This window comes from Micromonospora olivasterospora, assembly GCF_007830265.1.
GTDB classification, from domain to species: Bacteria; Actinomycetota; Actinomycetes; order Mycobacteriales; family Micromonosporaceae; genus Micromonospora; species Micromonospora olivasterospora.
The window spans coordinates 4649859-4674600 of record NZ_VLKE01000001.1 but is presented as its reverse complement, the minus strand read 5'-3'; the positions used below and the strand labels follow the sequence as shown (position 1 = coordinate 4674600).

Below are 24742 nucleotides of genomic sequence, written 5' to 3'. Positions count from 1 at the left end.
CCGCCGCGCGACCTGCCGGCGGGGCGCCCCGGGGCCGAGGACGTGCTCGCCTCGCGGGCTACCCGGGCGCGTCGGGTCAGGAGACGGCGAAGATCCCGGCAACCCCCAGCAGCACCATCACCAGCACCGCCACCAGCGCGCCGCGCTCGCTCTCGACCGGTTGTTGGCGGTACTCGGTCAGGGCGTCGGTCGTCTCGGCGGGCATCGTGCGGCCTCCTCGGTGTGCGCGTCGGGGTCGGGTGGGCTGCCGCGCTCGGGCCGTGGGCCCGGTCACCGGCAGGTGCCGGCCGCCGTGCGGACCGTGCGCGGGGGTCATACCGTGAGGACGTTGCCGACCTCGGGAGGGGTGGAACGTGCCCATGCGGGACTGGTTTCTCACCGCACCGGAACGCGCCAACCCGGCCTCTGAGTTACCCGTCTGGACGTCCGGAAACCTCGCCGAGCCACTGATTCACGGCGCCGCGTACTTCGACCGGCTCGTCGACGAGGTGGAGGCGCTGGGCCCGGGCGACCACCTGTTCTTCACCGACTGGCGGGGCGACCCGGACCAGCGGATGCGCCCCGACGGCCCGACCGTGGCCCAGCTGTTCAGCCGGGCCGCCCAGCGGGGCGTGGTCGTCAAGGGCCTGATCTGGCGCTCCCACCTCGACGCCCTGTCGTTCAGCGAGGTGGAGAACCGCAGCCTCAGCGAGGCCGTCTCCGCGGCCGGCGGCGAGGTCCTGCTCGACCAGCGGATCCGCCGGGGCGGCTCGCACCACCAGAAGCTGGTGGTGCTGCGCCACCCCCGCGCGCCGGAGCGGGACGTCGCCTTCGCCGGCGGGATCGACCTGTGCCACAGCCGCCGCGACGACGCCGAGCACCGCGGCGACCCGCAGGCCGTGCGGATGTCGCCCCGGTACGGCGACCGCCCGCCCTGGCACGACGTGCAGCTCGCGCTGCGCGGGCCGGTGGTCGGCGCGCTGGACACCACGTTCCGGGAGCGGTGGACCGATCCGACGCCGCTGGACTCGGAGAACCCGCTGGCGTATCTGCGGGACCGGCTGCGCGGCGCGGACCTGCGCCCCGACCCGCTGCCCGAGCAGCCGGCCGATCCCCCGCCGTGCGGGCCGCACCACGTCCAGGTGCTGCGCACGTACCCGGCGGTGCGCCCGCGCTACCCGTTCGCCCCCGACGGCGAGCGGACGGTGGCCCGGGGGTACGCCAAGGCGATCAGCCGGGCCCGCCGGCTGATCTACCTGGAGGACCAGTACCTCTGGTCGACGGAGGTGGCCGACCTGTTCGCCCGGGCCCTGCGCGACAATCCGGGGCTGCACCTGGTGGCCGTGGTCCCCCGGCACCCCGACGTCGACGGCCGGTTCGCGCTGCCGCCGAACCTGGTCGGCCGGGAGCAGGCGCTGGCGCTGTGCGGCAGGGCCGCCCCTGACCGGGTACACGTCTTCGACCTGGAGAATCACGCGGGCGACCCGGTCTACGTACACGCCAAGGTCTGCGTGGTGGACGACGTGTGGGCCTCCGTGGGCAGCGACAACTTCAACCGCCGGTCCTGGACGCACGACAGCGAGCTGTCCTGCGCGGTGCTCGACGACACGCGCGACGGGCGGGCCCCCCGGGACCCGGCGGGGCTGGGCGACGGCGCCCGACGCTTCGCCCGGGAGCTGCGGCTGCGGCTGTGGCGTGAACACCTGGACCGGGACCCGCACGGCGACGGGGACGACGACCTGCTGGACCCGGTCGCGGCGGTGCGGGCGGTCACGGCCGCCGCGGAGGCGCTCCAGCGCTGGCACCACTCGGGCCGGACGGGGCCCCGTCCGCCGGGCCGGCTGCGCCCGCACCGCCCGGAGCGCCTGCCCTGGTATACCCGCGCGTGGGCGCTGCCCGCGTACCGGCTCGTCTACGACCCGGACGGGCGGCCGCTGCGGGCGCGGCGGGCCGGCGCCTGGTGACCGGGCTGGCCGCCGGTGGCGCGGTGGCCGACGGGCAACGGGGCCACGGGGCTCTCCCCGCCGGGGTACGCGAACGAGGCGCGCGGGGAGTAGAAGCCAGCCGTGATGACCAGCGGGTTGGCCGGACGGAGCGGATAGACCGGGTGGTCCCGGTCGAGGAAGGTGACCGCCTCGACCTCGAACGGGCTCACCGGCTCGGCCACGTACGGGTAGACGCCGCTGACCAGGCACTCGCCGCGGGCGGTCAGGTAACGATGGTGGCCGCTGAGGACGACGTGGCCGGTGTCGCCGACGTGGACCTGCGCGCGGATCAGCGGCCCGCCGTTCACCTCGGTCTGCGCCACCAGCGTGCCGCCGCGCTCCGTCAGCCGGGTGTGGCCGTCGGTGGCCGGGGCGCCCCGGGCGGCGGCGTACCGGCCCACGCGCGGGTCGGAGCAGAGGTAGTGGGTCCACCAGCCACCGGGCACCGCGCCGCCGGGGGCGTCCGCGCCGGCCAGCGACACCCCGAGGTACGTCAGTGAGTACGCCCCGACGCCGGAGGTCTGGGCGTCGTCGTCGACCACGTACTGGTTCATGAAGACCTCGCCGTCGGCGCGGGCGCGCAGTCCGGGCGGCAGCAGGGCGGCGACCGCGTCGGGGTCGGCCGGCAGCCAGCGGACGTAGAGCATGCGGCTGTGCACCACGAGATGCGGGTCGGCTGGGTCCAGCACGATGCCTCCGGGCCTGGGGAGATACCCAGGCACGGTACGGAACGTCCCGTCGGCGGGACAACGACGGAAAGCCGACAGTGAGCTTGCCTGTCGGGTTTCCCGCGGGGTACGACCGGCCACGCGAAGCCGTAATCACGATCACAAGTTCCGCTTTTCGCGCCCGATCTAGGCGTTTTGTGAGCCAAAGAACCTTAAGTGCATCGTACTTTCGGCTAGATTTCCTACGACCGACAGGGCTAAGGTGAGTCACGAACGGCCAATACGAAGCTAAACCAAAGCGTCACGTCTTTCTTCGCGGACGAGGTGCAGGGAGGACCACCCATGACCGCGCACACCATCAGCGAGCGGGCGGCCACAGCGCCGTCCACCACCGAGAAGCTCGACCCGCGGGCCCTCAGCGACAGCGCCACCGACCTCCTCAACGCGATGGCCGCGCTGCCCGCCAACCACCCGTCGCGCCCCGCGCTGCGGGACCGGGCGATCGAGGCCTGGCTGCCGCTGGCCAACCATCTGGCCCACCGCTACAGCGGGCGGGGCGAGCCGACCGACGACCTCGCCCAGACCGCCGCCGTTGGTCTGATCAAGGCGATCGACAAGTTCGACCCGGCCCGCGGCGTCGACTTCGCCGGCTACGCGATCCCGACCATCATCGGCGAGCTGAAGCGCCACTTCCGCGACCGCACCTGGGACATCCGGGTGCCCCGCCGCCTCCAGGAGCTGCGGCTGGCCATCTCGGACGCGAACAGCTCGCTGCTGCAGACGCTGGGCCGTTCCCCGACGGTCGCCGACATCGCCGCCCACCTCAAGATCACCGAGGAGGAGGTGCTGGAGGGCCTGGAGGGCGCCCGCGCGTACAACGCGGTGTCGCTGTCCACGCCGACCGGCGACGGCGACCGCGCGACGGAGCTGGGCGACATGCTCGGTGGCGAGGACGGCGAGTTCGAGCTGGCCGAGCTGCGGGTCGCCCTCGGCCCGGCGCTGGCCACGCTCGACGAGCGCGAGCAGAAGATCCTCACCCTGCGCTTCTACGGCAACCTGACCCAGTCGCAGATCGCCGAGCAGATCGGCGTCTCGCAGATGCACGTCTCCCGGCTGCTGGCCCGGGCGCTGACGAAGCTGCGCGGGCAGCTCGACGGCACGTACTGACCGGCACCACGCGCGGCGGCCCCGCGTCCCGACGGACGCCGGGGGCCGCCGCCGTCCCGGCGCAGGCCGCCCGCCAGGGCGGCCGGGACGGTGCCGGGTCTTCCGGTTGTCGCCGTGGGTGGCATGGGGCGGCTCCGATGGTCGGGGTTGCGGGCGACGCCGGGCCGGTCAGGCGACGCCGCACAGGACCGCGGCGCCGACCGCGGCCTCGGTGTGGGCGACCAGCTCCCGCAGCGGCGGGGGCAACGCCGGCACGACCAGGCCGAGCCGGTGCTGGGCGCGCGGGCCGGCGTCCCACAGCAGCTCGTGCGTCAGGCCGGCCGCGGAGACCAGGCCGAGCAGCACGGCGTCCGGCACGGTCGGGGGTTCCGGCCGCCTCAACTACCGAACGTGACGGTGCAGGTACTTCCGTTCTCGGCCGGCGGCCACCCGGCCATGACCACCCCGTACGTCATCCTCAACTTCGCCGACGTCGCCGACGCGTCCGTGGTTTACCTGGATAAACTCACGATGGGGCTGGCACTGGAGGAAGTTGACCACGTGCGCGGGTATAGCCTGTTGCACGAGAAGCTGTGCGCCATGGCGCTGTCTCCGGCGGACTCGTTGGCCCGCCTGGAGGATGCTTCTCGTCACTTTGCGTGACGCCTCACGGCACGCCAGCAGAAGACGCCCCGGGGCGCGGTGCGAGAGTAGGACGGTGCTCGCCGACGTACCCCTCGACCTGCCGGTCCGGCCCGCCCTGCCCGCGCTGCTCGACGCGCTGCGCGCGGCCGGTGGCGGGGTTCTCGTCGCGCCGCCCGGCACCGGCAAGACCACCCTCGCCCCGCTGGCCGTGGCCGGGGAGGTTCCCGGCCGGGTGGTGATCGCCCAGCCCCGCCGGGTGGCCGCCCGCGCGGCGGCGCGCCGGATGGCCGACCTGCTCGGCGAGCGGGTCGGCGAGCGGATCGGGTACGCGGTGCGCGGCGAGCGACGCGTCGGCCCCGCCACCCGGATCGAGGTGGTCACCACCGGCCTGCTGGTGCGCCGCCTGCACCACGACCCGGAACTGCCCGGCGTCGGCGCGGTTCTGCTCGACGAGTGCCACGAGCGGCAACTCGACGCCGACCTGGCGCTCGCGTTCACGGCGGAGGCGCGGGCCACGCTGCGCCCCGACCTGTGGCTGCTGGCCATGTCGGCGACCCCGGACGCGGACCGGTTCGCGGCGCTGCTCGGCGCGGACGGCGTACCGGCCCCGGTGGTCCAGGCCCCGGCGGCGCTGCACCCGGTGACCCGGATCTGGTCCCCACCGCCCCGGCCGGCCCCGGTGACCGCGTCCGGCCGGGTCGACCCGGCGCTGCTGGACCACGTGGCGGCCACCGTCCGCCGGGCGCTGCGCGAGCGCGCCGGGGACCTGCTGGTCTTCCTGCCCGGCGTGGGCGAGATCGCGGCGGTCGCCGGCCGGCTGGCCGACCTGCGCGACGAGGTGGCCCTGCTGCCGCTGCACGGCCGGCTGCGCGGCGCCGAGCAGGACGCCGCGCTGCGCCCGGCCGACCGGCGGCGGGTGGTGCTCGCCACCGCCGTGGCGGAGAGCAGCCTGACGGTGCCCGGGGTACGGGTGGTGGTGGACGCCGGGCTCGCCCGGGTGCCCCGGGTGGACCTGGCCCGGGGGCTGGGCGCGCTGGTCACCGTGCCGGTGTCCCGGGCCGCGGCGACCCAGCGGGCCGGCCGCGCCGGCCGGGAGGCCCCCGGGCACGTCTACCGGTGCTGGTCGGAGGCGACCCACGCGCGGCTCGCCGCGCAGCCGGAGCCGGAGATCGCCACGGCCGACCTGACCGGGTTCGCCCTGGAGTTGGCCGCCTGGGGCGACCCGGACGGCGCGGGGCTGGCCCTGCCCGACCCGCCGCCGGCGGCCGCGCTGACCGTCGCCCGGGACACCCTGCGCGGGCTCGGCGCGGTCGACGCCGACGGCCGGATCACCGCCCGGGGGCGGGCGATCGCGAAGGCCGGCGCGCATCCCCGGCTGGCCCGGGCGCTGCTCGACGGTGCCGGGCGGGTGGGGGCCGAGCGGGCCGCCGAGGTGGTGGCGCTGCTGGCCGAGGAGGCCGTCGCCGGGCCGGGCGACGACCTGACCGCCGGGTGGCGGCGGCTACGCGCGGGCGCGGACCCGGCGGCCACGGCCCGCTGGCGTGCCGAGGTACGCCGCCTGCGCGCGGCGCTGGACGACGCCCCGGGCACGGGCGATGCGTGGAGCGACGCACTGGTCAGCGGGGGCGACGCATCGGTCAGCGGGGGCGACGCATCGGTCAGCGGGGGCGCCGCCCCGGGCCACGCCCCGGCTCCTCCGCCCGCGCCTGGGCGACCGGCCGAGCCGCGGCGCGACGACGCGGGCCACCTGCCCGACGATCTCGCCGCCGCGCTGCTCGTCGGGCTGGCATACCCGGAGCGGCTGGCCCGGGCGCGCCGGGCCGGCGGGTCGGCGTACCTGATGACGGGCGGGACCGCCGCGGAGCTGGCGCCCGGCTCCGGGCTCGCCGGGTCGGCGTGGCTGGCGGTCGCGGTGGCCGACCGCTCCCCCGGCGCGCCGACCGCCCGGGTCCGGCTCGCCGCCCGCTGGACGAGGCGACCGCCCGGGAGGCCGCCGGCCCGCTGCTGCGCTCCGCGCGCGAGGTGGCCTGGTCCGGCGGGGACGTGGTGGCCCGGGAGGTGGTCCGGCTCGGCGCGATCGAGCTGGTCTCGCGGCCCCTGACCCGGCCCGACCCGGCGCTGGTCGCCGAGGCCCTGCGCGACGGGCTGCGCCGCGACGGCCTGGCGCTGCTGACCTGGACCCCGGCCGCGCACGCGCTGCGCGAGCGGATGGCATTCTGTCGGCACGCGCTCGGCCCCGACTGGCCGGACGTGGGCGACGCGGCGCTGCTGGCCGAAGTGGACGACTGGCTGGGCCCCGAGCTGGCCGCCGCCCGCCGCCGCGCCAACCTGGCCCGGGTCGACGTGGCCGCCGCGCTGCGCCGGCTGCTGCCCTGGCCGCAGGCGGCCCGGCTCGACGAGCTCGCCCCGGAGCGGCTCGCCGTACCCAGCGGGTCCCGGGTCCGGGTGGACTACGCCGACCCGGCCGCCCCGGTGCTCGCGGTGAAGCTCCAGGAGACCTTCGGCTGGGCCGACGCGCCGCGGATCGCCGACGGCCGGGTGCCGGTGCTGCTGCACCTGCTCTCCCCGGCGGGGCGGCCGGTGGCGGTGACCGCCGATCTGGCGTCGTTCTGGCGGGTCGGGTACCCGCAGGTCCGCGCCGAGCTGCGGGGTCGCTACCCCCGGCACCCGTGGCCGGAGGACCCGACGACGGCCGAGCCGACCCGCCGAACGAACGCCCGCCGCCGCTGACCCGCCGGCCGGGCGGCCGCGGGGCCGGCGGCCGGCCGGGCGGCCGCCATGTCGCCGACATGGCGGTATCCGACGGCCGGGATCAGCCCGATGTCGCCGACATGGCGGTGCCCGACGGCCAGGATTGCCGGCCCATCGACGGTCAGCCCTCGGCGACCACGTCGGCGATGACCACGGTGACGTTGTCGGGGCCGCCCGCGCGCAGCGCCAGGTCGATCAGCTTGCGGGCGCACTCGCCCCGGTCCGGATAACCGGCGAGCACCTCGGCGAGGGTGTCGGAGCGGACGACGTTGGACAGGCCGTCGCTGCACAGCAGCCACCGGTCGCCGGCCCGGGGCACCATCGTGGCGTACGCCGGGGAGACCTCGTCGCCCTGCAACGCCTGGGTGACCACGGCCCGGCGGGGGTGGCTGGCGGCCTGGTCGGGGGTGATCAGGCCCTGGTCGACGAGCATCTGCACGAAGGTGTCGTCGCGGGTGATCTGCTTGAGCACGCCCTCCCGGTAGAGGTAGGCGCGCGAGTCTCCGATGTGGGCCAGGGCGAGGACGCTGCCGGTACGGGCGAACAGCAGGGCGGTCAGCGTGGTGCCCATGCCCTGCCGCTCCGGGTCCTCCTGCACCGCCTGGCGGATCCGCGCGGTGGCCAGCTCGATCCCGCTCTGCAGCGCGGCGACGAGTGCGTCCTCGGGTGTCTCCAGGTCCAGGGGCCCGATCGCGTCGATCGCTATCCGGCTGGCCAGGTCACCGGCGGCCATCCCGCCCATGCCGTCGGCGACGGCGACGAGCCAGGTGCCGGCGTGCAGGGCGTCCTGGTTGCCGCTGCGGATCAGCCCGCGGTCACTCGCCCCCACGGAACGCAGCTTCAGGGTCATGGCACGCAGCCTGCCAGTTGGAGGGCTCGGTTGTCTCTAGGAGATCGCCAACCGCGCCGCGTGGCGCGGCGAATCTCACCGCGAAACCGCCCCGGATCCCATCCAGCCGCACCGATTGCCATACGCGGAGCCGGCTGACCGCCCAGCGGCCCGCTCCCGGACGGGTCGGTCGCATATCCTGCGGGATCGCGCATCCGTCGGACAAGAACGCGCACGTTCCTGGAAGTAGTGGCCTCCCGAGGTGCGGGAGGCCACTACTTCCACGTTCCGGCGCGTGCACGAGGCGCGTCGGTCATCGCGGGCGGGCCCAGGTGAGGAAGCGGTCCGTGAGGTCCACCCGGGGCTGGGCGGTGAGCTGGGCGAGCTGGTCGCCTGCCTCGTTCATCAGGGTGGCCAGGTAGACCAGCAGGGCGACCCGGTCGTCGCGGTACTCGACCAGCAGCGACAGCCGCGCGGGCTGGCAGGGCCACTCCGCGCCGCAGGCCCGGCACCGCCACAGCGGGCGCATCGGCAGGTGCGGGCGACCGAGCCGTCCGCCGCAAGCCGTCACCGGCTCGCCCGCCGGGGCCAGGTCCGGCACCGGCGGGTGTCCGTCCGGCTCCGCTCGGCGGACCGCCGGCCCTCGGCTCTCACCAGCCGCTCCGGTCGTTGCGCCGGCCGCCGGCCCGCCACCGCTGCCCGCGGGTGAGGTTGCCGGCCCGCCCGGGGTCCAGGGTGGGAAAGACCTCGGTCGGCCCGTTCTCCCAGGACTGTCGGGGCCGGGGGACGCGCGCCGGCGGCGGGGTGGGTGCCGGGTCGGACGGGCGGTGCCAGAAACGGAAACGCACGGGAGACCTCCTGTTCGGGTACGCGATGGAGGGGCCGCCCCGACGCCGTTGGCGGGGCGGCCCGGCGGTGCCGCCGACGGTTCGGGCCACGGCGGCGGTCCCGCATGTACGGCAGCCTTCCGCGCGTCGCGAGACGCGCACACTCCGTGCCGATAGAGTCGCCAGACGTTTCGGACGTCCTACGTGGAGGCAGCTGTGCACGACGCACGAGCGACGGGAAACGAGCTGCTCCGGGTGGCGATGGCGGAGACGGGCGAGACGGCGGAGTCGCTGGCCGGGAAGGTCGGCGTCGACCCGAAGACGGCCGGCCGGTGGGTGACGCCGGGCCGCGTCCCGCACGCCCGGCACCGGATCGCGGTGGCCCGGGTGCTCGGGCGGGAGGTCGGCGACCTGTGGCCGGAGGTGGTGCGTCCGCGCGAGCCGGACTGGTTCCGGCCGTGGGCGCAGACCGAGCGGGACGCGACCTCGCTGCGCTCGTTCCAGGCGTCCGTCGTGCCGGGGCTGTTGCAGACCCCCGAGTACGCTCACGCGGTGCTGAGCAGCGGCCCGCTCGCGGGCGACGAGGTGGAGGGCTACGTCGCGGCCCGGCTGGAGCGGCAGGCCGCCGTGTTCGGGCGGGCCCGCCCGCCGCTGGCCGTCTTCGTCGTCGACGAGGCGGCGCTGCGCCGGGGCGACCCGGAGGTGATGCACCCGCAGCTCGACCACCTGATCGCCATGGCCGGGCGGCCCTGCGTCATGGTGCACGTGCTGCCGCTGCGCGCCGGCTTCCACCCCGGCCAGGCCGGGGCGTTCGTCATCGCCAGCCGCGACGGCGCCGCCGACCTCGGCTACATCGACGACCAGGCTGAGGGCAAGATCACCAGGGACGTTGCCCCACTGTGGCGGGTCTGGGACACTGTGAGGTCGGTGGCGCTGCCGCGCGACCAGTCGATCCAGTTCCTGAAGGCGCGAGAATGGCTGAGATGACCGAGGCCCGGTGGCGCACCAGCGCCCGCAGCAGCTCCAACGGCGGCGACTGCGTCGAGGTGGCCGACAACCTGCCCGGCGTCGTCCTCGTCCGCGACTCGAAGGACCGCGCCGCCGGCACCCTCACCTTCCACCCCACCGCCTGGCGCGCGTTCGTCGCCCACCCGCCCCACCGCGCCTGACCGCCGCGCGACACCCGTCGGCGATCTTGCGGTTTGTGCCCCCGAAATGGTCGGCTCGCCCCGTTTGTCGGGGCCGAAAGCGCAAGATCGCGGGTTGCGGGAGCGGGCCGGGAGCGGAGCGGGTTAGTGCTGGGTGGGGGCGCCGAGGCCAGAGCGCAGCTGGGCGAACGCCTGGTCGGCGTCGGCGACAGCCTCGGGGTGGACGTCGCGGGCGGTTCGCCCGTCGGCGATCTTCTGCCAGTTGGTTCGCGCGAGCACCCGCTGGACCGCGAGCACCTGGGCGGCCCGCAGCCGCGCCTCGACACCCGGGCCGAGGGCGGCCGCCAGGGCCTCCTCGTCGTCGAGCAGGTACCGCGTCAGCCGTCCCGCCAGGCTCGGCGTGCCGAACACCAGCCGATGGAACGCCACCACCTCGGGATGGTCGTTGAGGCCGGTGACGGGGTCGTACCGGTCGAGACCGTCCCGGAAGTGTCGGTGCAGCGCGGTCAACGGCGGGACGCCGGGCTGGCGGTCACGCACGACGCGCGCGGCCTCGCCCTGGTGATCCGCGAACCGGTGCAGCACCAGGTCCTCCTTGGTGGCGAAGTACCGAAAGAGGGTCGGCTTGGAGACCTCGGCCGCCGCGGCGATGTCGTTGACCGAGACCCGGTCGAAGCCGTGCGCGAGGAACAGCGAGATCGCGGCGTCGGCGATGGTGTCGTGGGTTCGGGCCTTCTTGCGGGCCCGCAGCCCGGTCGGCTCGATCACCTGGCCAGCGTAACATTAGTGACCGGGTTGCTTTTTTAACTCGGTAACGTTTTGATGAGGGCGTGACGCAGACGGATGTCCTCGTGGTCGGCGCCGGTCCGACCGGCTTGACGCTCGCGTGTGATCTCGCCCGACGCGGCGTGGCGGTGCGCGTCGTCGACCGGGCGCGGGATCATCCGGCCGGTTCGCGCGGCAAGGGGTTGAGCCCACGCAGCCTGGAGGTGTTCGACGACCTCGGGGTGATCGGCCGACTGCTGGCCACCGGGGTCACGCACCTGCCGCACCGTAAGTACCGGGGCGCGGAGGTGGTCGCCGAGATCGACCCCGAGGCCGGACGGGTGCCCACGCCGGACGTCCCGTACCCGACCGGCCTGCTGGTCCCGCAGTGGCGGGTGGAGCAGATCCTGCGCGAGCGACTGGCCGACTTCGGCGTCGCCGTCGAACTGGGCGCCGAGCTACGCCGCTTCAGCCAACACGCCGACGGCGTGACCGCCACGGTCGGCGAGGCCCAGATCCGGGCGCGGTACCTGGTCGGGTGCGACGGCGGTCGCAGCACCGTCCGCAAGGGGCTCGGCCTGAGCCTGCGCGGCCACACGCCGGACGTCCAGCTCATGGCCGTCGGCGACGTCGAGGTCGACGGACTCGGCCGCGACGCCTGGCACCAGTGGTTCACCGGCGACGGCGCGATCATGCTGTGCCCGCTCCCCGGCACCGACGCCTTCCAGGTGCAGGCGTCACACGAGGTCGACCGGGACGGTTCACCGCTGGAACCAACGCTGGAACGGTTCCAGCAGACCTTCGACCGGGTCGCCGGCGTCCCGGGCGTGCGACTGCACAGCCTGACCTGGCGCTCAAGCTACCGGGTCAACGTCCGCATGGTCGACCAGCTGCGGGTGGGTCGCGTGTTCCTCGCCGGGGACGCCGCGCACGTACACCCGATCGCGGGTGGCCTCGGCATGAACACCGGGATCCAGGACGCCTACAACCTCGGCTGGAAGCTGGGCCTCGTGTTGGGCGGCGCCGCCACGTCCGGTCTGCTCGACACGTACGAGGAGGAACGGCTGCCGATCGCGGGTTGGCTGCTCGACATCACCTCGAAAGCGCTCGACGCCGTCCTCGCCGCGATCAGGGAAACGGGCGGCGGCGTGGACGCCGCGGCCTCGCGCGACCTCACCCAGCTCATGCTCGCGTACCCCTGGAGCCGGCTCTCCCGCGACGCCGCTCGCCCAGACGCGGACGATCATCCAGGTGGTCCTGCGTTCGGCGGCCGACCCACCGGGCCCCGGGCGGGCGACCGTGCGCCGGACGCGCCGCTGCGCGACGCCGTCACCGGCTCGCCGACTCGCCTCTTCGATCTTTACCGCGGCCCGCACTTCACCCTGCTCGGCCTCGGCGAACGCTGCGCCGCAGCCCTCGGCGACGGCGAATCCGACATCGTCAAGCCCTACCTCGTCGGGCCTGGCGGCCTTCTGGACGACGAGGGGCACGCGGCACGCGCGTACGGCGGCGACGCCCTGGTCCTCGTCCGACCGGACGGACACATCGGGCTGGTCGCCGACCCGGCGGACGCGGGAAGCGTCGCCGGATACCTGCGCTCCCTGTGACGGCGCTGCCCTCAGCTCACCGGTGGTGCGGGGCGGCGCATCGCCAGCCGGGACGCGGGATGCAGACCCAACTCCGCCTCGGCGATCAGCACCGCGGCCAGGCCGGGCGTCAGCTCCGCCGGCGCCAACGGACGGAAGCCGCAGCGGGCGTAGTACGGGGCGTTCCAGGGCACCTCACGGAACGTGGTGAGGGTCAGCGCCGCCAGCCCCTGCCCGCCGGCCCACGCGCCGACGTGGTCGAGCAGCGTCCGGCCGATGCGGCGGCGGGCGAAGTCGGGGCGCACGCTGAGCTGCTGCACGTGGGCGGCCCCGTCCAGCGGGTCGACGACGGCGAAGGCGACCGGGGCGTCGGCCGGGTCGACCGCCACCCACGCCCGCCCGGCGCGCTGGAACCGGGACAGGGCGTCCAGGGGCAGCGGCGGCATGTCGGCGATGGCCGTCATGCCGATCCCCCGGAACAGTTCGCCCGAGGCCACCTCGATCCGCTGAATCGTCGTCAGCTCGTCGGGCCCGGCGGCCCGCACCCGTACGGAATCCACACGCGACACCCCACCAGCGCGACCGCGGTGGCCGCAATCCGTTTCCCGCGCCCGCCGCCTGCCCCGTCCGTGTGGGCAGCTCCACAGCGCGGCGACGGGCCGGGTCGGGGCGCCCGCTCGGCGTTGCGGTACGAGCGGAACCTGCCCGTCAGCCGATCTCCTCGTCGACGAAGCACCAGCGCCACTGCTCGCCCGGCTGGATGGAGCGCATCACCGGGTGCCCGGTGGCCTCGAAGTGCCGCGTCGCGTGCTGCTGGGGCGACGAGTCGCAGCAGCCGACGTGCCCGCAGGTGAGGCAGGAGCGCAGGTGTACCCAGTCGGGATTGCCGACGGCCACGCAGTCCGGGCACTCCTCCGTGGTCCGCGGCTCCGCGGTGCCCGCCTCCGTCAGGTGCTCGCAGCTCACTCGTCGACCTCCCGTCGCAGCAACGACTCCTCCAGGTCCAGGTCACGGTACGCCCGCACCAGCACCTCCTCCGGAATCCGGCCGGCGTCGCGGGCCGCCCGGAACACCTCCCGCTCCGCGTCGATCATCTCCTGCCGCAGCCGCGCGTACGCCTGGGACGGGGTTTCCCGCTCGGCGCCGCCCAGCCGCTCCCAGGCCAGGTTGGTGCGGTCCTCCAGCACCCGCCGGGCCCGGTCGGCGACCGACCTGGGGACCGTGTCGGCCAGCTCGTCCAGGCGCTCCCGGGCCGCCCGGCTGGCCTGCTGCTGCACCCCCGCGGCGGAGAGCGCGTCCTGCACCGGGTCGTCGGGCGGCAGCCGCAGCCGGCGCGCGACCATCGGCAGCGTGGCGCCCTGCACCACCAGGCTCACCACGATCACCGCGAACGCCAGCCAGATGAGCAGCGCCCGCTGGTACGGCCGGTCCCCCGCGAGCGTCAGCGGGAGGGCCAGGGCGGCCGCCAGCGTGACCACGCCCCGCATCCCGGCCCAGCCGATGACGACGGGGAACTTCACCGACGGCGTCTGCTCCCGCTGCCGCACCCGGGGCACGAGTCGGGCCAGGTAGGTCGCGGGGAACAGCCAGACGAACCGGGTCAGGAAGACCGTCAGCAGCACCGCCGCGGTGATCCCGACCAGCAGACTCAGGGGCTCGTCCAGGTCGCGGACCACCTCCCGCAGTTGCAGCCCGACCAGCAGGAAGACCAGCCCCTCCAGCAGGAACCGGGCCAGCCGCCAGAACGCGGCGACCTGGAGCCGGGAGGCGGCCGACATCAGCAGCGGCAGCCGGTGGCCGATGCCCAGCCCGGTGACCACCACGGCCACCACCCCGGAGGCGTGGACGCTCTCGGCGGCGAAGACCACCGCGAACGGGATGATCAGCGACAGCGCGTTGTCCAGCACCGCGTCGGAGATCCGCCGGTGCAGGAAGCTGAAGACCACCACGCCGAGCAGGCCGATCAGGACGCCGCCGCCGGCCGCGACCAGCACCTCCCGCGCCACGTCCCCGGCCCCGACGCCGCCGCCGGTCGTGGTGACCGCCACGATCGAGACCCGCAGCAGCACCAGCGCGGTCGCGTCGTTGAGCAGGCTCTCGCCCTCCAGGATGGTGACCACCCGCCGGGGCAGCCCGACCCGCCGGGCCACCGCCGTCGCGGCGACCGCGTCGGGCGGGGCGACGATCGCGCCGAGGGCCAGGCAGATCGCGTACGGCAGGTGGGGCAGGAACAGGTGCACCACGGTGCCGACGACGAACGCGGTGAACAGCACGAGCCCCACGGCCAGCAGCAGGATCGGCCGCAGGTTCAGCCGGAACGCCGGCACCGACGTCTCCAGGGCCGCCACGTACAGCAGCGGCGGCAGGATGCCCACCAGCACCAGCTCCGGGTCGAGCCGGACGTGGGGGAAGCCCGGCAGGAACGACAGCAGCAGGCCCAGCACCACGAGCAGGATCGGGGCGAGCAGGCCGAGCCTGCGGGCCAGCGCCGCGCCGACCGTCGCGATCGCGAGGAAGACGACGGCCTCGAACAGTCCCTCCATGGGGTACGAGCCTAGGCTGCCACCCCGTCCGACCTGCTCACGCCTCCCGCAGCCTGGGCAGCACCTCGGCGCCGAACGCGTCGACGAACGCGCGCTGCTCCTGCCCGACGTGGTGCAGAGCGATCTGGTCGAAACCCAGCTCCACGTACTCCGCGAGCCAGCCGACGTGCCGGCCGAGGTCGGCGGAGACGTTGACCACCGAGGTGACCCGCTCCATCGGCACCTGCTCGGAGACGGCGTCGAACAGCTCGGCCGTCTCCAGGTCCCAGCAGACCGGCGGGGCGAAGACGTTGCTGCGCCACTGGTCGTACGCGAGCGCCTCGGCCTCGGCCTGGTCGGGCGCCCAGCTCAGGTGCACCTGGAGGTGCAGCGGCCCGCGGCCCCCGGCGCCCCGGTAGGCGTCGATCATCCGCCGCAGGTGCGCGGCCGGGGCGTTGACGGTGATCAGGCCGTCGGCCCACTCGCCGCACCAGCGGGCGGTGGCGACGCTGACGGCCGCGCCGACCAGCGCGGGCGGCTGCTCGGGGCGGGTCCACAACCGCGCCCGGTCGACCCGGACCAGGCCGTCGTGGCTGACCTCCTCGCCGGCCAGCAGCGCCCGGATCACGTCCACGCACTCGCGCAGCCGGGCGGCGCGGACGTCCTTGCGCGGCCAGCCGTCGCCGGTGATGTGCTCGTTGCTCGCCTCGCCGGTGCCGAGGGCGGCCCAGAACCGCCCCGGGTACATCGCGGCGAGGGTGCCGATCTTCTGCGCGACGATGGCCGGGTGGTACCGCTGGCCCGGCGCGGTGACCACGCCGAAGGGGAGCCCGGTGGCCTGGAGCGCGGCCCCGAGCCAGGACCAGGCGTACCCGGAGTGACCCTGGCGGGCGCTCCACGGGGAGAAGTGGTCGGAGCACATGGCGGCGTCGAAGCCGGCGCGCTCGGCGTGGACGACCGTCTCCAACAGCCGGCCCGGGTGGATCTGCTCGTGCGAGGCGTGGAGGGCGAACACCGTCATGGGGCCACTTCGTACCCAGGCGGCGCCTCCGCTATTCGGCGTGCGCGCCCGCCCCCGCCGACGGCGCGCCCTCGCCGACCCAGACGGTCTTGGTGTTGCAGAACTCGCGCATGCCCAGCGCGGACAACTCGCGGCCGTACCCGGAGTTGCGCACGCCGCCGAACGGCAGCTCGGGAAACGAGGTGGTCATGCCGTTGACGAAGACGCTGCCCGCGTCCAGGTCGTCGGCGAAGCGCTCCTGCTCGGCCGGGTCGGTGGTCCAGGCGTTGGCGCCCAGGCCGTACGCGGTGCCGTTGGCCACCTCGACCGCCTCGTCGTACGACGACACCCGGAACAGGCCGGCGACCGGCCCGAACACCTCCTCCGACCACATCCGCATCTCCGGCCGCAGGTCGGTGACGACGGTGGGCGGGTAGAACCAGCCGTCCCCGGCCGGCCGCCCGCCGCCGCAGCGCACCGTCGCCCCCCTGTCCACCGCGTCCCGCACCTGCTCGTCGACCTCGCCCCGGCCCCGCTCGGTGGCCAGCGGGCCGACGTCGGTGGCGGCGTCCATCGGGTCGCCGACCCGCAGGGCGGCCATGTTCGCCACGAACCGCTCGGCGAACGCGTCGTACACGTCGGCGTGGACGATGAACCGCTTCGCGGCGATGCAGGACTGGCCGTTGTTCTGGCAGCGGGCGGTGGTGGCGACCTCGGCGGCCCGGTCCAGGTCGGCTGAGGGCATCACCACGAACGGGTCGCTGCCGCCGAGTTCCAGCACGGTCTTCTTCAGGTGCCGGCCGGCGCTGGCGGCGATGGACCGGCCGGCGCCCTCGCTGCCGGTGAGGGTGGCGGCGCGGACCCGCGGGTCGGCGAGGATGCGGTCCACGGCCTCCGAGCCGACGAGCAGGGTGGTGAGCGCGCCCTCGGGGAAGCCGGCCCGGCGGAACAGGTCCTCCAGGTACAGGGCGGTCTGCGGGACGTTGGAGGCGTGCTTGAGCAGGCCGGTGTTGCCGGCCATCAGGGCCGGCGCGGCGAACCGCATGACCTGCCAGAGCGGGAAGTTCCACGGCATCACGGCGAGCACCGGCCCGAGCGGCTGGTACCGCACGAACGCCCGCCGGGCCTTGACCGCCCGCGCGTCGGCCGGCTCGTCGGCCAGCATCCGCTCGGCGTGCGCCGCGTAGAACCGGCACGCGGCGGCGCACTTGGTCACCTCGGCCCGCGCGGCCGCGTACGTCTTGCCCATCTCCGTGGTCATCAGCCGGGCGGTGTCGTCCCGCTCGGCGTCGAGCAGGTCGGCCGCCGCGGACAGCCACCGCCCGCGCTGGGCGATCGAGGTACGTCGCAGGTCCCGGAAGGCCAGGTCCGCCCGCCCGAGCGCGGCGTCGAGCTGCTCGTCCGACATCGGGTCGTACGTCTTGAGCACCTGTCCGGTGGCCGGGTTGGTGGTGGCGATGGGCATCTTCGTACTCCTGTCACTCGAACAGCGAGTGCCGCGCGCCCGGCTGCTCCCGGCGGCGCGCGGCCCGGCGGCGCTGGATGACGACCAGGTCGACCACGGCGACGGCGGCGAAGATCGCGCAGAGCACGCCCAGCCAGGCCAGGCCGGCCCAGAAGGCCAGCACGGCGAAGATCACCATCGTCACCAGCCCGAAGCCGGCGAGCACGAGGCGGAGGTTGAGCGCGCTGTACGCGTGGCCCACCGTGCCGCGGGCGCGCCGGGGCTGCGATCTCGTCATCCCTGCGAGCTACCCCGGTTCGCCCGGCTTAACCGGCTCGTCCCGGAGCGACCGGTACGCGGGCCTTAGCACATTACGACGACCACCGGCCGGTTTTGCCGGAAATCCGACAGCAAGCGACCACCAGCCCCCTCCCGCCGCGTACGGTTACCGCGCCGCCGCCCTCCGCCGCCGGACTGGGGAGTCATGCCTCGACGCTGGGTCGCCGCCGTCGCCTGCCTACTGGCCCTCGTCGCGCTCGCCTGCGAGAGCGGCGGGTCCGCCTCACCCCGCCCGTCCGGCGACCCGGCCCCGACCGGTTCCCCGGCGGTGCTGGCCGCCCTCGGCGACTCGATCAGCACCGGCTTCGGCTCCTGCCTCTTTCTCAACTCCTGCGAGCGCAACTCCTGGTCGACGGGCGACGGGCTGCGGGTGGACAGCCACTACCGGCGGCTGCTCGACCGCGACCCGCGGATCCGCGGGAAGGCGTACAACCACGCCGCGCCGGGCGCCCGCGCCGCCGCCCTCGCCGAGCAGGCCGAGGCGGCCGTACGCGACCGCGCCGACTACGTCACCGTGCTGATCGGGGCGAACGACGTGTGCCGGGGCGGCGTCGAGGCGATGACGCCGGTGGCGACGTTCCGCGCCGAGGTGGACCGCGGCCTGCGGGTGCTACGCCGGGGCCGGCCGAAGGCGCGGGTGCTGGTGGTGAGCATCCCCGACCTGTACCGGCTGTGGCAGGTCGGGCACACCGACTCCCGGGCCGTGCGGGCGTGGCGGCACGGCGTCTGCCCCGCCCTGCTGGCCGACGCGACCTCCACCGCCCCGGACGACGTGGCCCGGCGGGCCGCCGTCCGCAAGCGCATCGACGCGTACAACGACGAGTTGAGGGCGGCCTGCCGGGCGTACGGCTCGCGGTGCCGGCACGACGGCGGGGCGGTGCACCGGGTACGGCTCACCCTCGACCTGGTCAACGCCCTGGACTGGTTCCACCCCAACGTGGCCGGGCAGGGCCGGCTCGCCGACGTGACCTGGCGCGCCGCGGGCTTCGACTAGTCGGCGGGCTCCGGGTGGCGGGGCCGCGGCACGCCACCCGGGCCCGTCGCGCGGTAGAGCTGCCGGGACCGGTCGGCGAGGTCCCTGGTGGCCGACGAGTTGGCCCAGGTGCCGAGGACGATCGCGGCCCCCGGCACGATCTTGGCGAAGACCCGCTTCGCCGCGCGCACCCCGGCCATCCGGGCCAGTCGTACGCTCAGCCGGAGCATGACCCGGCCCAGCGCGGGCTGCCCGCCGGTGCCGAAGAGCGCCCCGGCCCGCTCCCGCCCGGCGGCCACCCCCAGCGCGAGCCGGGCGGTCTCGGCGACCCTGTGCACCCGTTGGAGCACCAGCAGGTCGGTGGCCCGGTCGGGATGCGTCGGATCGACCCCGTACGCCGCCGCGGCGTGCAGCACCATCCGGGCCTGCGTCCAGGCGAGCACCCCGACGTCGATCACCGCGCCGGGCAGGCCGGCGGCGCCGGAGACCGCGCCGGACAGTCGCGCCAGGTTGACGAACCGGCGGACGGCCTGGTCGGCCAGTTCGTCGGCAGACGCGCCCGGCCGTTCCGCCCGGACCCGCGCCCCCACTGCGCCGCCTCCGGCCCGAGCCGGCGCACCGCCTCCAGGGCCAGGTGCTCCGGGGCGTACTGCGGGTCCTGGCGCATCCGGTCCCACAGTGGGGCCGGCGGGCCCTCCGGGGCGTCCGGGACCACCGCCGGCGGCTGCGGCGCCGGCTGGGGACCGGGGGCGGTGGGCTGGCCGTCGGCGGGGGCGGGGTCGGTCACGGAGGCTCCCGGTGGTCGGTGACGTGCGGGCACGACGGCGCGGCGCCGGGTCAGCGCCGGCGGCTGGACAGCCGCGTGGCGAGCTGTCTCAGCTTGCGCTGGGTCTCGGGTTTGGCCAGCTCGCGGCGGCCCCGCTCGACGAGTTGCTGCCCCTTCGGGGATCGGAGGAACCTGCTGATCCGCTGCACCAGTGACATGTCGCCCTCCTGTCGGTCGCTCCCCATCATGTGTACCCGGACCCGGCAACCGTCACGCTTCCACTGTGGGCGATAGCGGGCCGCCGGCCGCCCGGGCGCGGGCCCGGGCCGGTGCCGGTCAGCCGCCGAGGAACGCGTCGACCACCTCGGTGGCCTGCCACTCGTGCTGGGCGTACGCCCAGGGGAGCCCGGAGACCTGCACGGCCTGGGCCGCGTCGGTGAGGGCCATGTCCTGCCAGCCGGGAACATCCCGCAGCGCGGTGAGGAACTGCCGGGTGGCGAAGGCCGGGTCCATGAGCTGCCCCACCTCGCCCCACCCGCTGCTGGGCCGCTGTTGGAACAGCCCGACGGAGTCGTGGTCCCAGCCGACGGCCTGGTGCGGGTAGTTCTGCGACTCGGGCAGCACGCCGCTGGCGTAGTTGAGCAGGGTGCTCTCCTGCATCGCGGTCGCCACGGCGATGACGAGGCCGCGCCGGGGCACGCCCATCTTCCGGCCGGTCGTCACGATCGTCTTCGCGTTGGCCATCTGGGCCCGGGTGAGGCCGGCCACGGGGCCGGGTCGGCGGGCGGGCGGGCGACCTGCGGGGCGCGGGCTTGCGGGCGTCGGCTTTCCGGTGGTGTCCGGGTCGGCGGAGGGCGAGGCGGAGGGGGTGGCGGCAAGGGTGGCGGCGGGGTGCGGGCCAGCGACCGGGACGCGGCGTCCCCGGCGGCACGCTCGGCCACGTCGGCCGCGTCGGCCGCGGCGTCGGCCCGGGGCGCGGGCCGGACCGCCGCGCCCTGCGACTGGGCGAAGGCGGCCAGGCCGAGGCAGCACACCACGCCGGCGGCCAGCGCCACCCGGCCCGGCGCGGGCCGACTCCCGGGCGACCGGGAAAGAGGAGGTTACGGAGCGGGCCGGAGCGGGTACCGGACAGGTCAGCGAGGGAACTCCAGGGGCGTCGGGGGACGCGCCGTCGGTAGTGGTGGTGGTTGGCCGTTCGGACGAGGGGGTAACGTCCGAACGGCCAGCCGTGCCATTCGGGCCGTACTGGTCGTCGAGGGTGCCGTCGTCACGCATCTGACGAGGCTAGGCAGGCCCGGTGCCCGAGACCCAGGCGCACGGAGTGGCTGTTCCCACAGTTTTTGTCGGATAATTCCGGCAGACAGCGGAGCGGTGGGGCACCCGAGGTCGTCCCGGGCGATCCGGACGGACCTCCGTCCCGGCAGCGGCGGGCCGCCCGGGGCAGGTACCGCCCCCGCGCCACGCCCTCTCGCACCCATCCACCATTCGGACGACGCGGACTCATCCATGCAGACGGCTGCGGCTCGCCCATCCGGCCCTTCCGGAGGTCGCGGCCCGGGGCCTTCCGCCGGATCGCCCACCCGAGGAATGCACGAGGATGTCGGGTACGTTCCCCGAACCGGGAGCCGTGCGTGCCACGGCTTTCGCACGCCCATCCCCAGGGAGGTTCCGCAGCGGTGCTCGACCCACACGAGCTCTACGAGCTCACCGACGACCTGCCCGACCTCGGACAGCCGGTCCTCATCCAGGCCCTCACCGGCTTCGTCGACGCCGGAAACGCCACCCGGCTCGCCCGTGAGCAGCTGCTCACCTCGCTCGACCCGCGACCGGTCGCCCGCTTCGACGTCGACCAACTCTTCGACTACCGGGCGCGGCGCCCGCCGATGACCTTCGTCGAGGACCACTGGGCCGACTACGAGGCCCCCAGCTCGAGATGCACCTGCTGCGCGACGACGACGAGACCCCGTTCCTGCTGCTCACCGGCCCGAGCCGGACCTGCAGTGGGAGCGGTTCGTGGCCGCCGTCGCCGGGCTCGCCGCCCGCCTCGACGTCCGGCTCACCGTCGGGCTCAACTCCATCCCGATGGCCGTGCCGCACACCCGCCCGACCGGGGTGACCGCGCACGCCACCCGGCGCGACCTGATCGCCGGCTACGAGCCGTGGCTGCAACGCGTCCAGGTTCCGGGCAGCGTGGGCCACCTGCTGGAGTACCGCCTCGGCGAGCAGGGCCGCGACGCGCTCGGCTTCGCCGCCCACGTGCCGCACTACGTGGCGCAGACCGAGTACCCGGCGGCGGCGGAGGTGCTGCTCGCCTCCGTGTCGCGCAGCACCGGCCTGCTGCTGCCCCGCGACGGCCTGCGCTCCGCCGCCGAGGTCGTCCGGGTCGAGATCGACCGGCAGGTCGCCCAGACCGACGAGGCCGCCGTGCTCGTCCAGGCCCTCGAGGAGCAGTACGACGCGTTCGCCCGGGGCCGGGGCGAGAAGAACCTGCTGGCCGCCGAGACCGGCCCGCTGCCGACCGCCGACGAACTCGGCGCCGAGCTGGAGCGGTTCCTGGCCGAGCAGGGCCGGCCGGGCGACACCCCGGGGAGCTGATCCGGCGGGCGGGCCCGGGATGGGGCAGGCTAGGGGGCATGCGCCTGGCCACCTGGAACGTGAACTCGGTGAAGGCCCGCCTGCCCCGGCTGCTCGACTGGCTGGCCACCACCGGGCCCGACGTCGTCTGCCTCCAGGAGACGAAGTGCCCCGACGGGGCGTTCCCGGTGGCCGAGGTCGGCGCGCTGGGCTACGAGGTGGCCAGCCACAGTGACGGCCGGTGGAACGGGGTGGCCGTCCTGTCCCGGGTCGGCCTCGCCGACGTGGCGGTGGGCTTCCCCGGCGAGCCGGGCTTCCCGGAGCCGGAGGCCCGGGCCATCTCGGCCACCTGCGACGGGCTGCGGGTCTGGTCGGTGTACGTGCCGAACGGCCGCTCCCCCGGCGACCCGCACTACGCGTACAAGCTCGCCTGGTTCGCGGCGCTGCGCGACGCGCTGGAGCGGGAGCTGACCAGTCCCCTGCCGCTGGCGGTCTGCGGTGACTTCAACGTCGCCCCGACCGACGCCGACATCTGGGACCCGGCGCTGTTCGTCGCCTCCACCCACGTCACCCCCGCCGAACGGGCGGCCCTGGCGGCGCTGCGCGACCTCGGGCTCAGCGACGTGGTGCCCACCCCGATGAAGGGCCCGCACCCGTACACGTACTGGGACTACCGGGCCGGGATGTTCCACCAGAACAAGGGCATGCGGATCGACCTGGTGTACGCCTCGGCGCCGTTCGCCCGCGCGGTTCGCTCCGCGTACGTGGATCGGGAGGCCCGCAAGGGCAAGGGCCCCTCCGACCACGCGCCGATCGTGGTCGACGCCGAGCTGGTCCCGGCGGTCGAGCCGCTCTGACCACTAGTGTGGAGCCATGGCAGTCGTGAAGATCAACGCGATCGACGTCCCCGAGGGCGCGGGCGAGGAACTGGAGCGGCGGTTCGCGGCCCGCGCCGGCGCGGTGGAGAACTCTCCCGGCTTCCTCGGCTTCGAGCTGCTCCGCCCGGTCGCCGGGGAGCGCCGGTACTTCGTGTACACGCGCTGGGAGTCGGAGGAGGCCTATCAGGCGTGGGCGTCCGGGCCGGCGCGCGCCGCGCACGCGGGCGGCGAGGGCGGCGAGCAGCGCCGCCCGGTCGCCTCGGGCGCGACCCTGCTGGAGTTCGAGGTCGTCCAGCAGGTACCAGGCCGGGCCTGACCCGCGACCGGGCGGGCCGGCGGGCCGACCGGGCGGGCCGCCGGGCCGACCGGGCGGGCCGCCGGCCGAGCGGGCGGGCCGAGCGGGGCGGGCCGGGGCGGGCCGGGGCGGGGCGGGCGCCATGTCGCCGACATCGCGGTCTTCCGCGCGACGGGACGCCGCAATGTCGCCGACATCGCGCGGCCGGCAGGGCGGCCGACATCGCGCGGCCGGCAGGGCGGCCGGTGGTCACGGGAGCCGCGTGTCGACCAACGAGGCGAAGGCGATGACGTTGTCGGCGTAGCCGGTCCGCCCGCCGACCCAGTCCCCGCCGCAGGTGATCAGCCGCAGCGCGGGCGGGCCGTCGGCGCCGTACACCCGGTCGGCGGGCAGGTCGTCCTTGCCGAAGTGCTCGACGGAGTCCACCGCGAAGACCACCACGGTGCGGTCGGCCCGGGTCACCTCGATCCGGTCGCCGGCCTTCAGGCGGCCCAGGTCGTAGAAGACCGCCGGGCCGGCCTTCGTGTCGACGTGCCCCACGATGATCGCCCGGCCCGGCTCGCCCGGGGTCGGGCCCCGGTCGTACCAGCCGGTCTGGTCGTGCTTGCTCAGCGGCGGGACGGCGATCGACCCGTCCGGGGCCTCACCGACCGGCTCCACGGGCGCCGCGACCCGGATGGCCGGCACGGCCACGCTGACCGGTCGGCTGGCGGTGAGCCGGGCGGCCCCGTCTGCGGAGGCCGTCCCGCCGCTGGTGGCCCAGTCGAACGGCCCGGCTGTGCGCCCGAGCCCCGCGCCGGTGGCGAAGACGCCGACCAGCACCAGGATCACGGCCGCCGGCGCCGACCAGGGGCGCCGCCGGCCCGCCGCCGGGCGGGCCGATCCGGGTACGCGCGCGGACGCCACGGCGCCCTCCTCACCGCTTCCGGCTGCCGGCCCTGGGCCGGCACGCCGCGAACACGCCGATCGTCACGCCGGCCACGGTCAGCGCCAGGCCGCCGGGAAGCAGCAGCCCGCCGGTGGCGTCCCGGGCGGTGCCCCCGAATCCGGTGGCGGGGCCCCGGCTGGGCCGGTGGGTCGGCTGGTGGGTCGGCGTGGGCATCCGCTTGACGACCTGGAGCATCGTGGACGCGGTCTCCCCGTCCCGGCACTCCAGCTTGACCGGGTAGTTGCCCGGGCGGGTGCGCTCGCGCACCATCGGGGACGCGGTGAGCAGCCCCCACTGGGGCTGCACGGCGATGCGGCCGAACGCGTCGGAGACCACGATGGCGGGCACGGAGTTGTCCCGGCAGCTCGCCCGGACGCCGACGAGGAAGCCGGCCTCCACGGTGCCGGGGCTGACCTGGACGAAGACCCGTCCCGGCGGAGGAGCGCCGGGTTCGGCCTGCTCGCCGCCGGGGTCGGGCTGGCCCCGGGCGGGGGCGACGGCGGGCACCTCGGCGGCGCGTGCGCCCGCCGCGAGCGGCCCGGCGAGCGCGGTGACCGCGACCGCCAGAGCGGCGCCGAGGCGAGCTGGTGACCCCATGACCCCTCCCGGCGCGGGTTCGCGACGCCGGGCGGCCGCCCGGCCTGCCGTACGGGATGAATCATCTCATCCCCGGTCGTACCTCACATCCGATCCG

At 75.4% G+C, this 24742-nt stretch carries 24 protein-coding genes and 6 pseudogenes; 12 read left to right on the top strand and 18 right to left on the bottom strand.

The annotated features are described in order from the left end of the window. Positions 1 to 76: 76 nt before the first annotated feature. Complete coding sequence (locus JD77_RS34815; RefSeq protein ID WP_281292110.1) at positions 77 to 205, bottom strand: hypothetical protein; 129 nt, start codon at positions 203 to 205, stop codon at positions 77 to 79. A 148-nt stretch (positions 206 to 353) separates the two neighbouring features. On the opposite strand from JD77_RS34815, the gene JD77_RS21645 reads away from it, so the two are divergent. Next, positions 354 to 1943, top strand: coding sequence for a phospholipase D family protein (locus JD77_RS21645; RefSeq protein WP_145775925.1), 1590 nt, complete (start codon positions 354 to 356; stop codon positions 1941 to 1943). Here the strand turns inward: JD77_RS21645 and JD77_RS21640 are convergent. Next, positions 1892 to 2653 (bottom strand): acetoacetate decarboxylase family protein, encoded by a 762-nt coding sequence (locus tag JD77_RS21640; protein ID WP_145775924.1) that lies wholly within the window; start codon positions 2651 to 2653, stop codon positions 1892 to 1894. The genes JD77_RS21645 and JD77_RS21640 overlap by 52 nt on opposite strands. A gap of 321 nt (positions 2654 to 2974) precedes the next feature. Here JD77_RS21640 and JD77_RS21635 point away from each other — a divergent pair, with 321 nt between their 5' ends. After that, on the top strand, positions 2975 to 3799 hold the full coding sequence (locus JD77_RS21635; protein ID WP_145775923.1) for a SigB/SigF/SigG family RNA polymerase sigma factor: 825 nt from the start codon (positions 2975 to 2977) through the stop codon (positions 3797 to 3799). A gap of 168 nt (positions 3800 to 3967) precedes the next feature. Here the strand turns inward: JD77_RS21635 and JD77_RS21630 are convergent. Next, positions 3968 to 4177 (bottom strand): annotated as a pseudogene (locus tag JD77_RS21630) (GOLPH3/VPS74 family protein); the annotation flags it as partial. Between JD77_RS21630 and JD77_RS21625 the strand changes: the two are divergent. The 3 pseudogenes from JD77_RS21625 to JD77_RS35565 all read left to right on the top strand — a co-directional run. Continuing rightward, positions 4178 to 4441, top strand: a pseudogene (locus JD77_RS21625) (Scr1 family TA system antitoxin-like transcriptional regulator); the annotation flags it as partial. Positions 4442 to 4496: 55 nt separating this feature from the next. Then, positions 4497 to 5996: pseudogene (locus tag JD77_RS35570) on the top strand (helicase-related protein); the annotation flags it as partial. 123 nt (positions 5997 to 6119) lie between these two features. Beyond that, positions 6120 to 7153: pseudogene (locus JD77_RS35565) on the top strand (ATP-dependent helicase C-terminal domain-containing protein); the annotation flags it as partial. A 142-nt stretch (positions 7154 to 7295) separates the two neighbouring features. Here the strand turns inward: JD77_RS35565 and JD77_RS21615 are convergent. From JD77_RS21615 to JD77_RS21605, 3 genes are all read right to left on the bottom strand, one after another. Next, a complete protein-coding gene (locus JD77_RS21615) occupies positions 7296 to 8024 on the bottom strand; it encodes a PP2C family protein-serine/threonine phosphatase (RefSeq protein WP_145775922.1) in 729 nt (242 codons plus the stop codon). A gap of 292 nt (positions 8025 to 8316) precedes the next feature. After that, positions 8317 to 8604: a flavin reductase gene (locus JD77_RS21610; protein ID WP_342799659.1), complete on the bottom strand. Its 288-nt coding sequence runs from the start codon at positions 8602 to 8604 to the stop codon at positions 8317 to 8319. Positions 8605 to 8653: 49 nt separating this feature from the next. Continuing rightward, positions 8654 to 8851 (bottom strand): hypothetical protein, encoded by a 198-nt coding sequence (locus tag JD77_RS21605; protein ID WP_145775921.1) that lies wholly within the window; start codon positions 8849 to 8851, stop codon positions 8654 to 8656. 240 nt (positions 8852 to 9091) lie between these two features. Here JD77_RS21605 and JD77_RS21600 point away from each other — a divergent pair, with 240 nt between their 5' ends. Both JD77_RS21600 and JD77_RS21595 read left to right on the top strand, forming a co-directional pair. Continuing rightward, on the top strand, positions 9092 to 9817 hold the full coding sequence (locus JD77_RS21600; protein ID WP_145777715.1) for a DUF5753 domain-containing protein: 726 nt from the start codon (positions 9092 to 9094) through the stop codon (positions 9815 to 9817). Beyond that, a complete protein-coding gene (locus JD77_RS21595; RefSeq protein ID WP_145777714.1) occupies positions 9814 to 9999 on the top strand; it encodes a DUF397 domain-containing protein in 186 nt (61 codons plus the stop codon). Before JD77_RS21600 ends, JD77_RS21595 begins: the two co-directional genes overlap by 4 nt. Positions 10000 to 10122: 123 nt before the next feature. Here JD77_RS21595 and JD77_RS21590 read toward each other — a convergent pair whose 3' ends face one another. After that, on the bottom strand, positions 10123 to 10746 hold the full coding sequence (locus tag JD77_RS21590; protein ID WP_145775920.1) for a TetR/AcrR family transcriptional regulator: 624 nt from the start codon (positions 10744 to 10746) through the stop codon (positions 10123 to 10125). 62 nt (positions 10747 to 10808) lie between these two features. Here JD77_RS21590 and JD77_RS21585 point away from each other — a divergent pair, with 62 nt between their 5' ends. Continuing rightward, on the top strand, positions 10809 to 12350 hold the full coding sequence (locus JD77_RS21585; RefSeq protein ID WP_145775919.1) for an FAD-dependent monooxygenase: 1542 nt from the start codon (positions 10809 to 10811) through the stop codon (positions 12348 to 12350). Positions 12351 to 12361: 11 nt separating this feature from the next. On the opposite strand, the gene JD77_RS21580 is transcribed toward JD77_RS21585, so the two are convergent. The 6 genes from JD77_RS21580 to JD77_RS21555 all read right to left on the bottom strand — a co-directional run bounded on the left by JD77_RS21580 (position 12362) and on the right by JD77_RS21555 (position 17593). Further along, entirely contained in the window at positions 12362 to 12889 is a 528-nt protein-coding gene (locus JD77_RS21580; RefSeq protein ID WP_246140825.1) for a GNAT family N-acetyltransferase, read from the bottom strand. Between the two features lie 148 nt (positions 12890 to 13037). Then, positions 13038 to 13295, bottom strand: coding sequence for a UBP-type zinc finger domain-containing protein (locus JD77_RS21575; protein ID WP_145775918.1), 258 nt, complete (start codon positions 13293 to 13295; stop codon positions 13038 to 13040). Next, positions 13292 to 14872: a Na+/H+ antiporter gene (locus JD77_RS21570; RefSeq protein WP_145775917.1), complete on the bottom strand. Its 1581-nt coding sequence runs from the start codon at positions 14870 to 14872 to the stop codon at positions 13292 to 13294. Before JD77_RS21570 ends, JD77_RS21575 begins: the two co-directional genes overlap by 4 nt. Before the next feature lie 37 nt (positions 14873 to 14909). Then, complete coding sequence (locus tag JD77_RS21565) at positions 14910 to 15872, bottom strand: TIGR03885 family FMN-dependent LLM class oxidoreductase (protein WP_145775916.1); 963 nt, start codon at positions 15870 to 15872, stop codon at positions 14910 to 14912. Positions 15873 to 15903: 31 nt separating this feature from the next. Further along, positions 15904 to 17316 carry an NADP-dependent succinic semialdehyde dehydrogenase gene (locus JD77_RS21560; RefSeq protein WP_145775915.1) on the bottom strand — a complete coding sequence of 471 codons (1413 nt, stop codon included), beginning with the start codon at positions 17314 to 17316 and terminating at the stop codon, positions 15904 to 15906. A gap of 13 nt (positions 17317 to 17329) precedes the next feature. Continuing rightward, a complete protein-coding gene (locus tag JD77_RS21555; protein ID WP_145775914.1) occupies positions 17330 to 17593 on the bottom strand; it encodes a DUF6343 family protein in 264 nt (87 codons plus the stop codon). 186 nt (positions 17594 to 17779) lie between these two features. Here JD77_RS21555 and JD77_RS21550 point away from each other — a divergent pair, with 186 nt between their 5' ends. Beyond that, positions 17780 to 18628: a GDSL-type esterase/lipase family protein gene (locus JD77_RS21550; RefSeq protein ID WP_145775913.1), complete on the top strand. Its 849-nt coding sequence runs from the start codon at positions 17780 to 17782 to the stop codon at positions 18626 to 18628. Here the strand turns inward: JD77_RS21550 and JD77_RS21545 are convergent. From JD77_RS21545 to JD77_RS33920, 3 genes and pseudogenes are all read right to left on the bottom strand, one after another. Next, positions 18625 to 19394: pseudogene (locus JD77_RS21545) on the bottom strand (EcsC family protein). The gene JD77_RS21550 and the pseudogene JD77_RS21545 sit on opposite strands and share 4 nt — an antisense overlap. A gap of 50 nt (positions 19395 to 19444) precedes the next feature. Continuing rightward, complete coding sequence (locus tag JD77_RS32280; protein WP_170286507.1) at positions 19445 to 19591, bottom strand: hypothetical protein; 147 nt, start codon at positions 19589 to 19591, stop codon at positions 19445 to 19447. A 118-nt stretch (positions 19592 to 19709) separates the two neighbouring features. Next, positions 19710 to 20117: a hypothetical protein gene (locus tag JD77_RS33920; RefSeq protein WP_246140824.1), complete on the bottom strand. Its 408-nt coding sequence runs from the start codon at positions 20115 to 20117 to the stop codon at positions 19710 to 19712. A 932-nt stretch (positions 20118 to 21049) separates the two neighbouring features. On the opposite strand from JD77_RS33920, the pseudogene JD77_RS21535 reads away from it, so the two are divergent. From JD77_RS21535 to JD77_RS21525, 3 genes and pseudogenes are all read left to right on the top strand, one after another. Further along, a pseudogene (locus JD77_RS21535) lies at positions 21050 to 21968 on the top strand (proteasome assembly chaperone family protein). A gap of 38 nt (positions 21969 to 22006) precedes the next feature. Continuing rightward, positions 22007 to 22804 carry an exodeoxyribonuclease III gene (locus JD77_RS21530; protein ID WP_145775912.1) on the top strand — a complete coding sequence of 266 codons (798 nt, stop codon included), beginning with the start codon at positions 22007 to 22009 and terminating at the stop codon, positions 22802 to 22804. Positions 22805 to 22820: 16 nt separating this feature from the next. Then, on the top strand, positions 22821 to 23141 hold the full coding sequence (locus tag JD77_RS21525) for an antibiotic biosynthesis monooxygenase family protein (protein ID WP_145775911.1): 321 nt from the start codon (positions 22821 to 22823) through the stop codon (positions 23139 to 23141). A gap of 228 nt (positions 23142 to 23369) precedes the next feature. On the opposite strand, the gene JD77_RS21520 is transcribed toward JD77_RS21525, so the two are convergent. Next, the gene (locus tag JD77_RS21520; protein WP_145775910.1) at positions 23370 to 24026 is read right to left on the bottom strand and encodes a class F sortase; all 657 of its coding nucleotides are present in this window, start codon (positions 24024 to 24026) and stop codon (positions 23370 to 23372) included. Between the two features lie 10 nt (positions 24027 to 24036). Next, on the bottom strand, positions 24037 to 24645 hold the full coding sequence (locus JD77_RS21515) for a hypothetical protein (protein ID WP_145775909.1): 609 nt from the start codon (positions 24643 to 24645) through the stop codon (positions 24037 to 24039). Positions 24646 to 24742 lie beyond the last annotated feature (97 nt).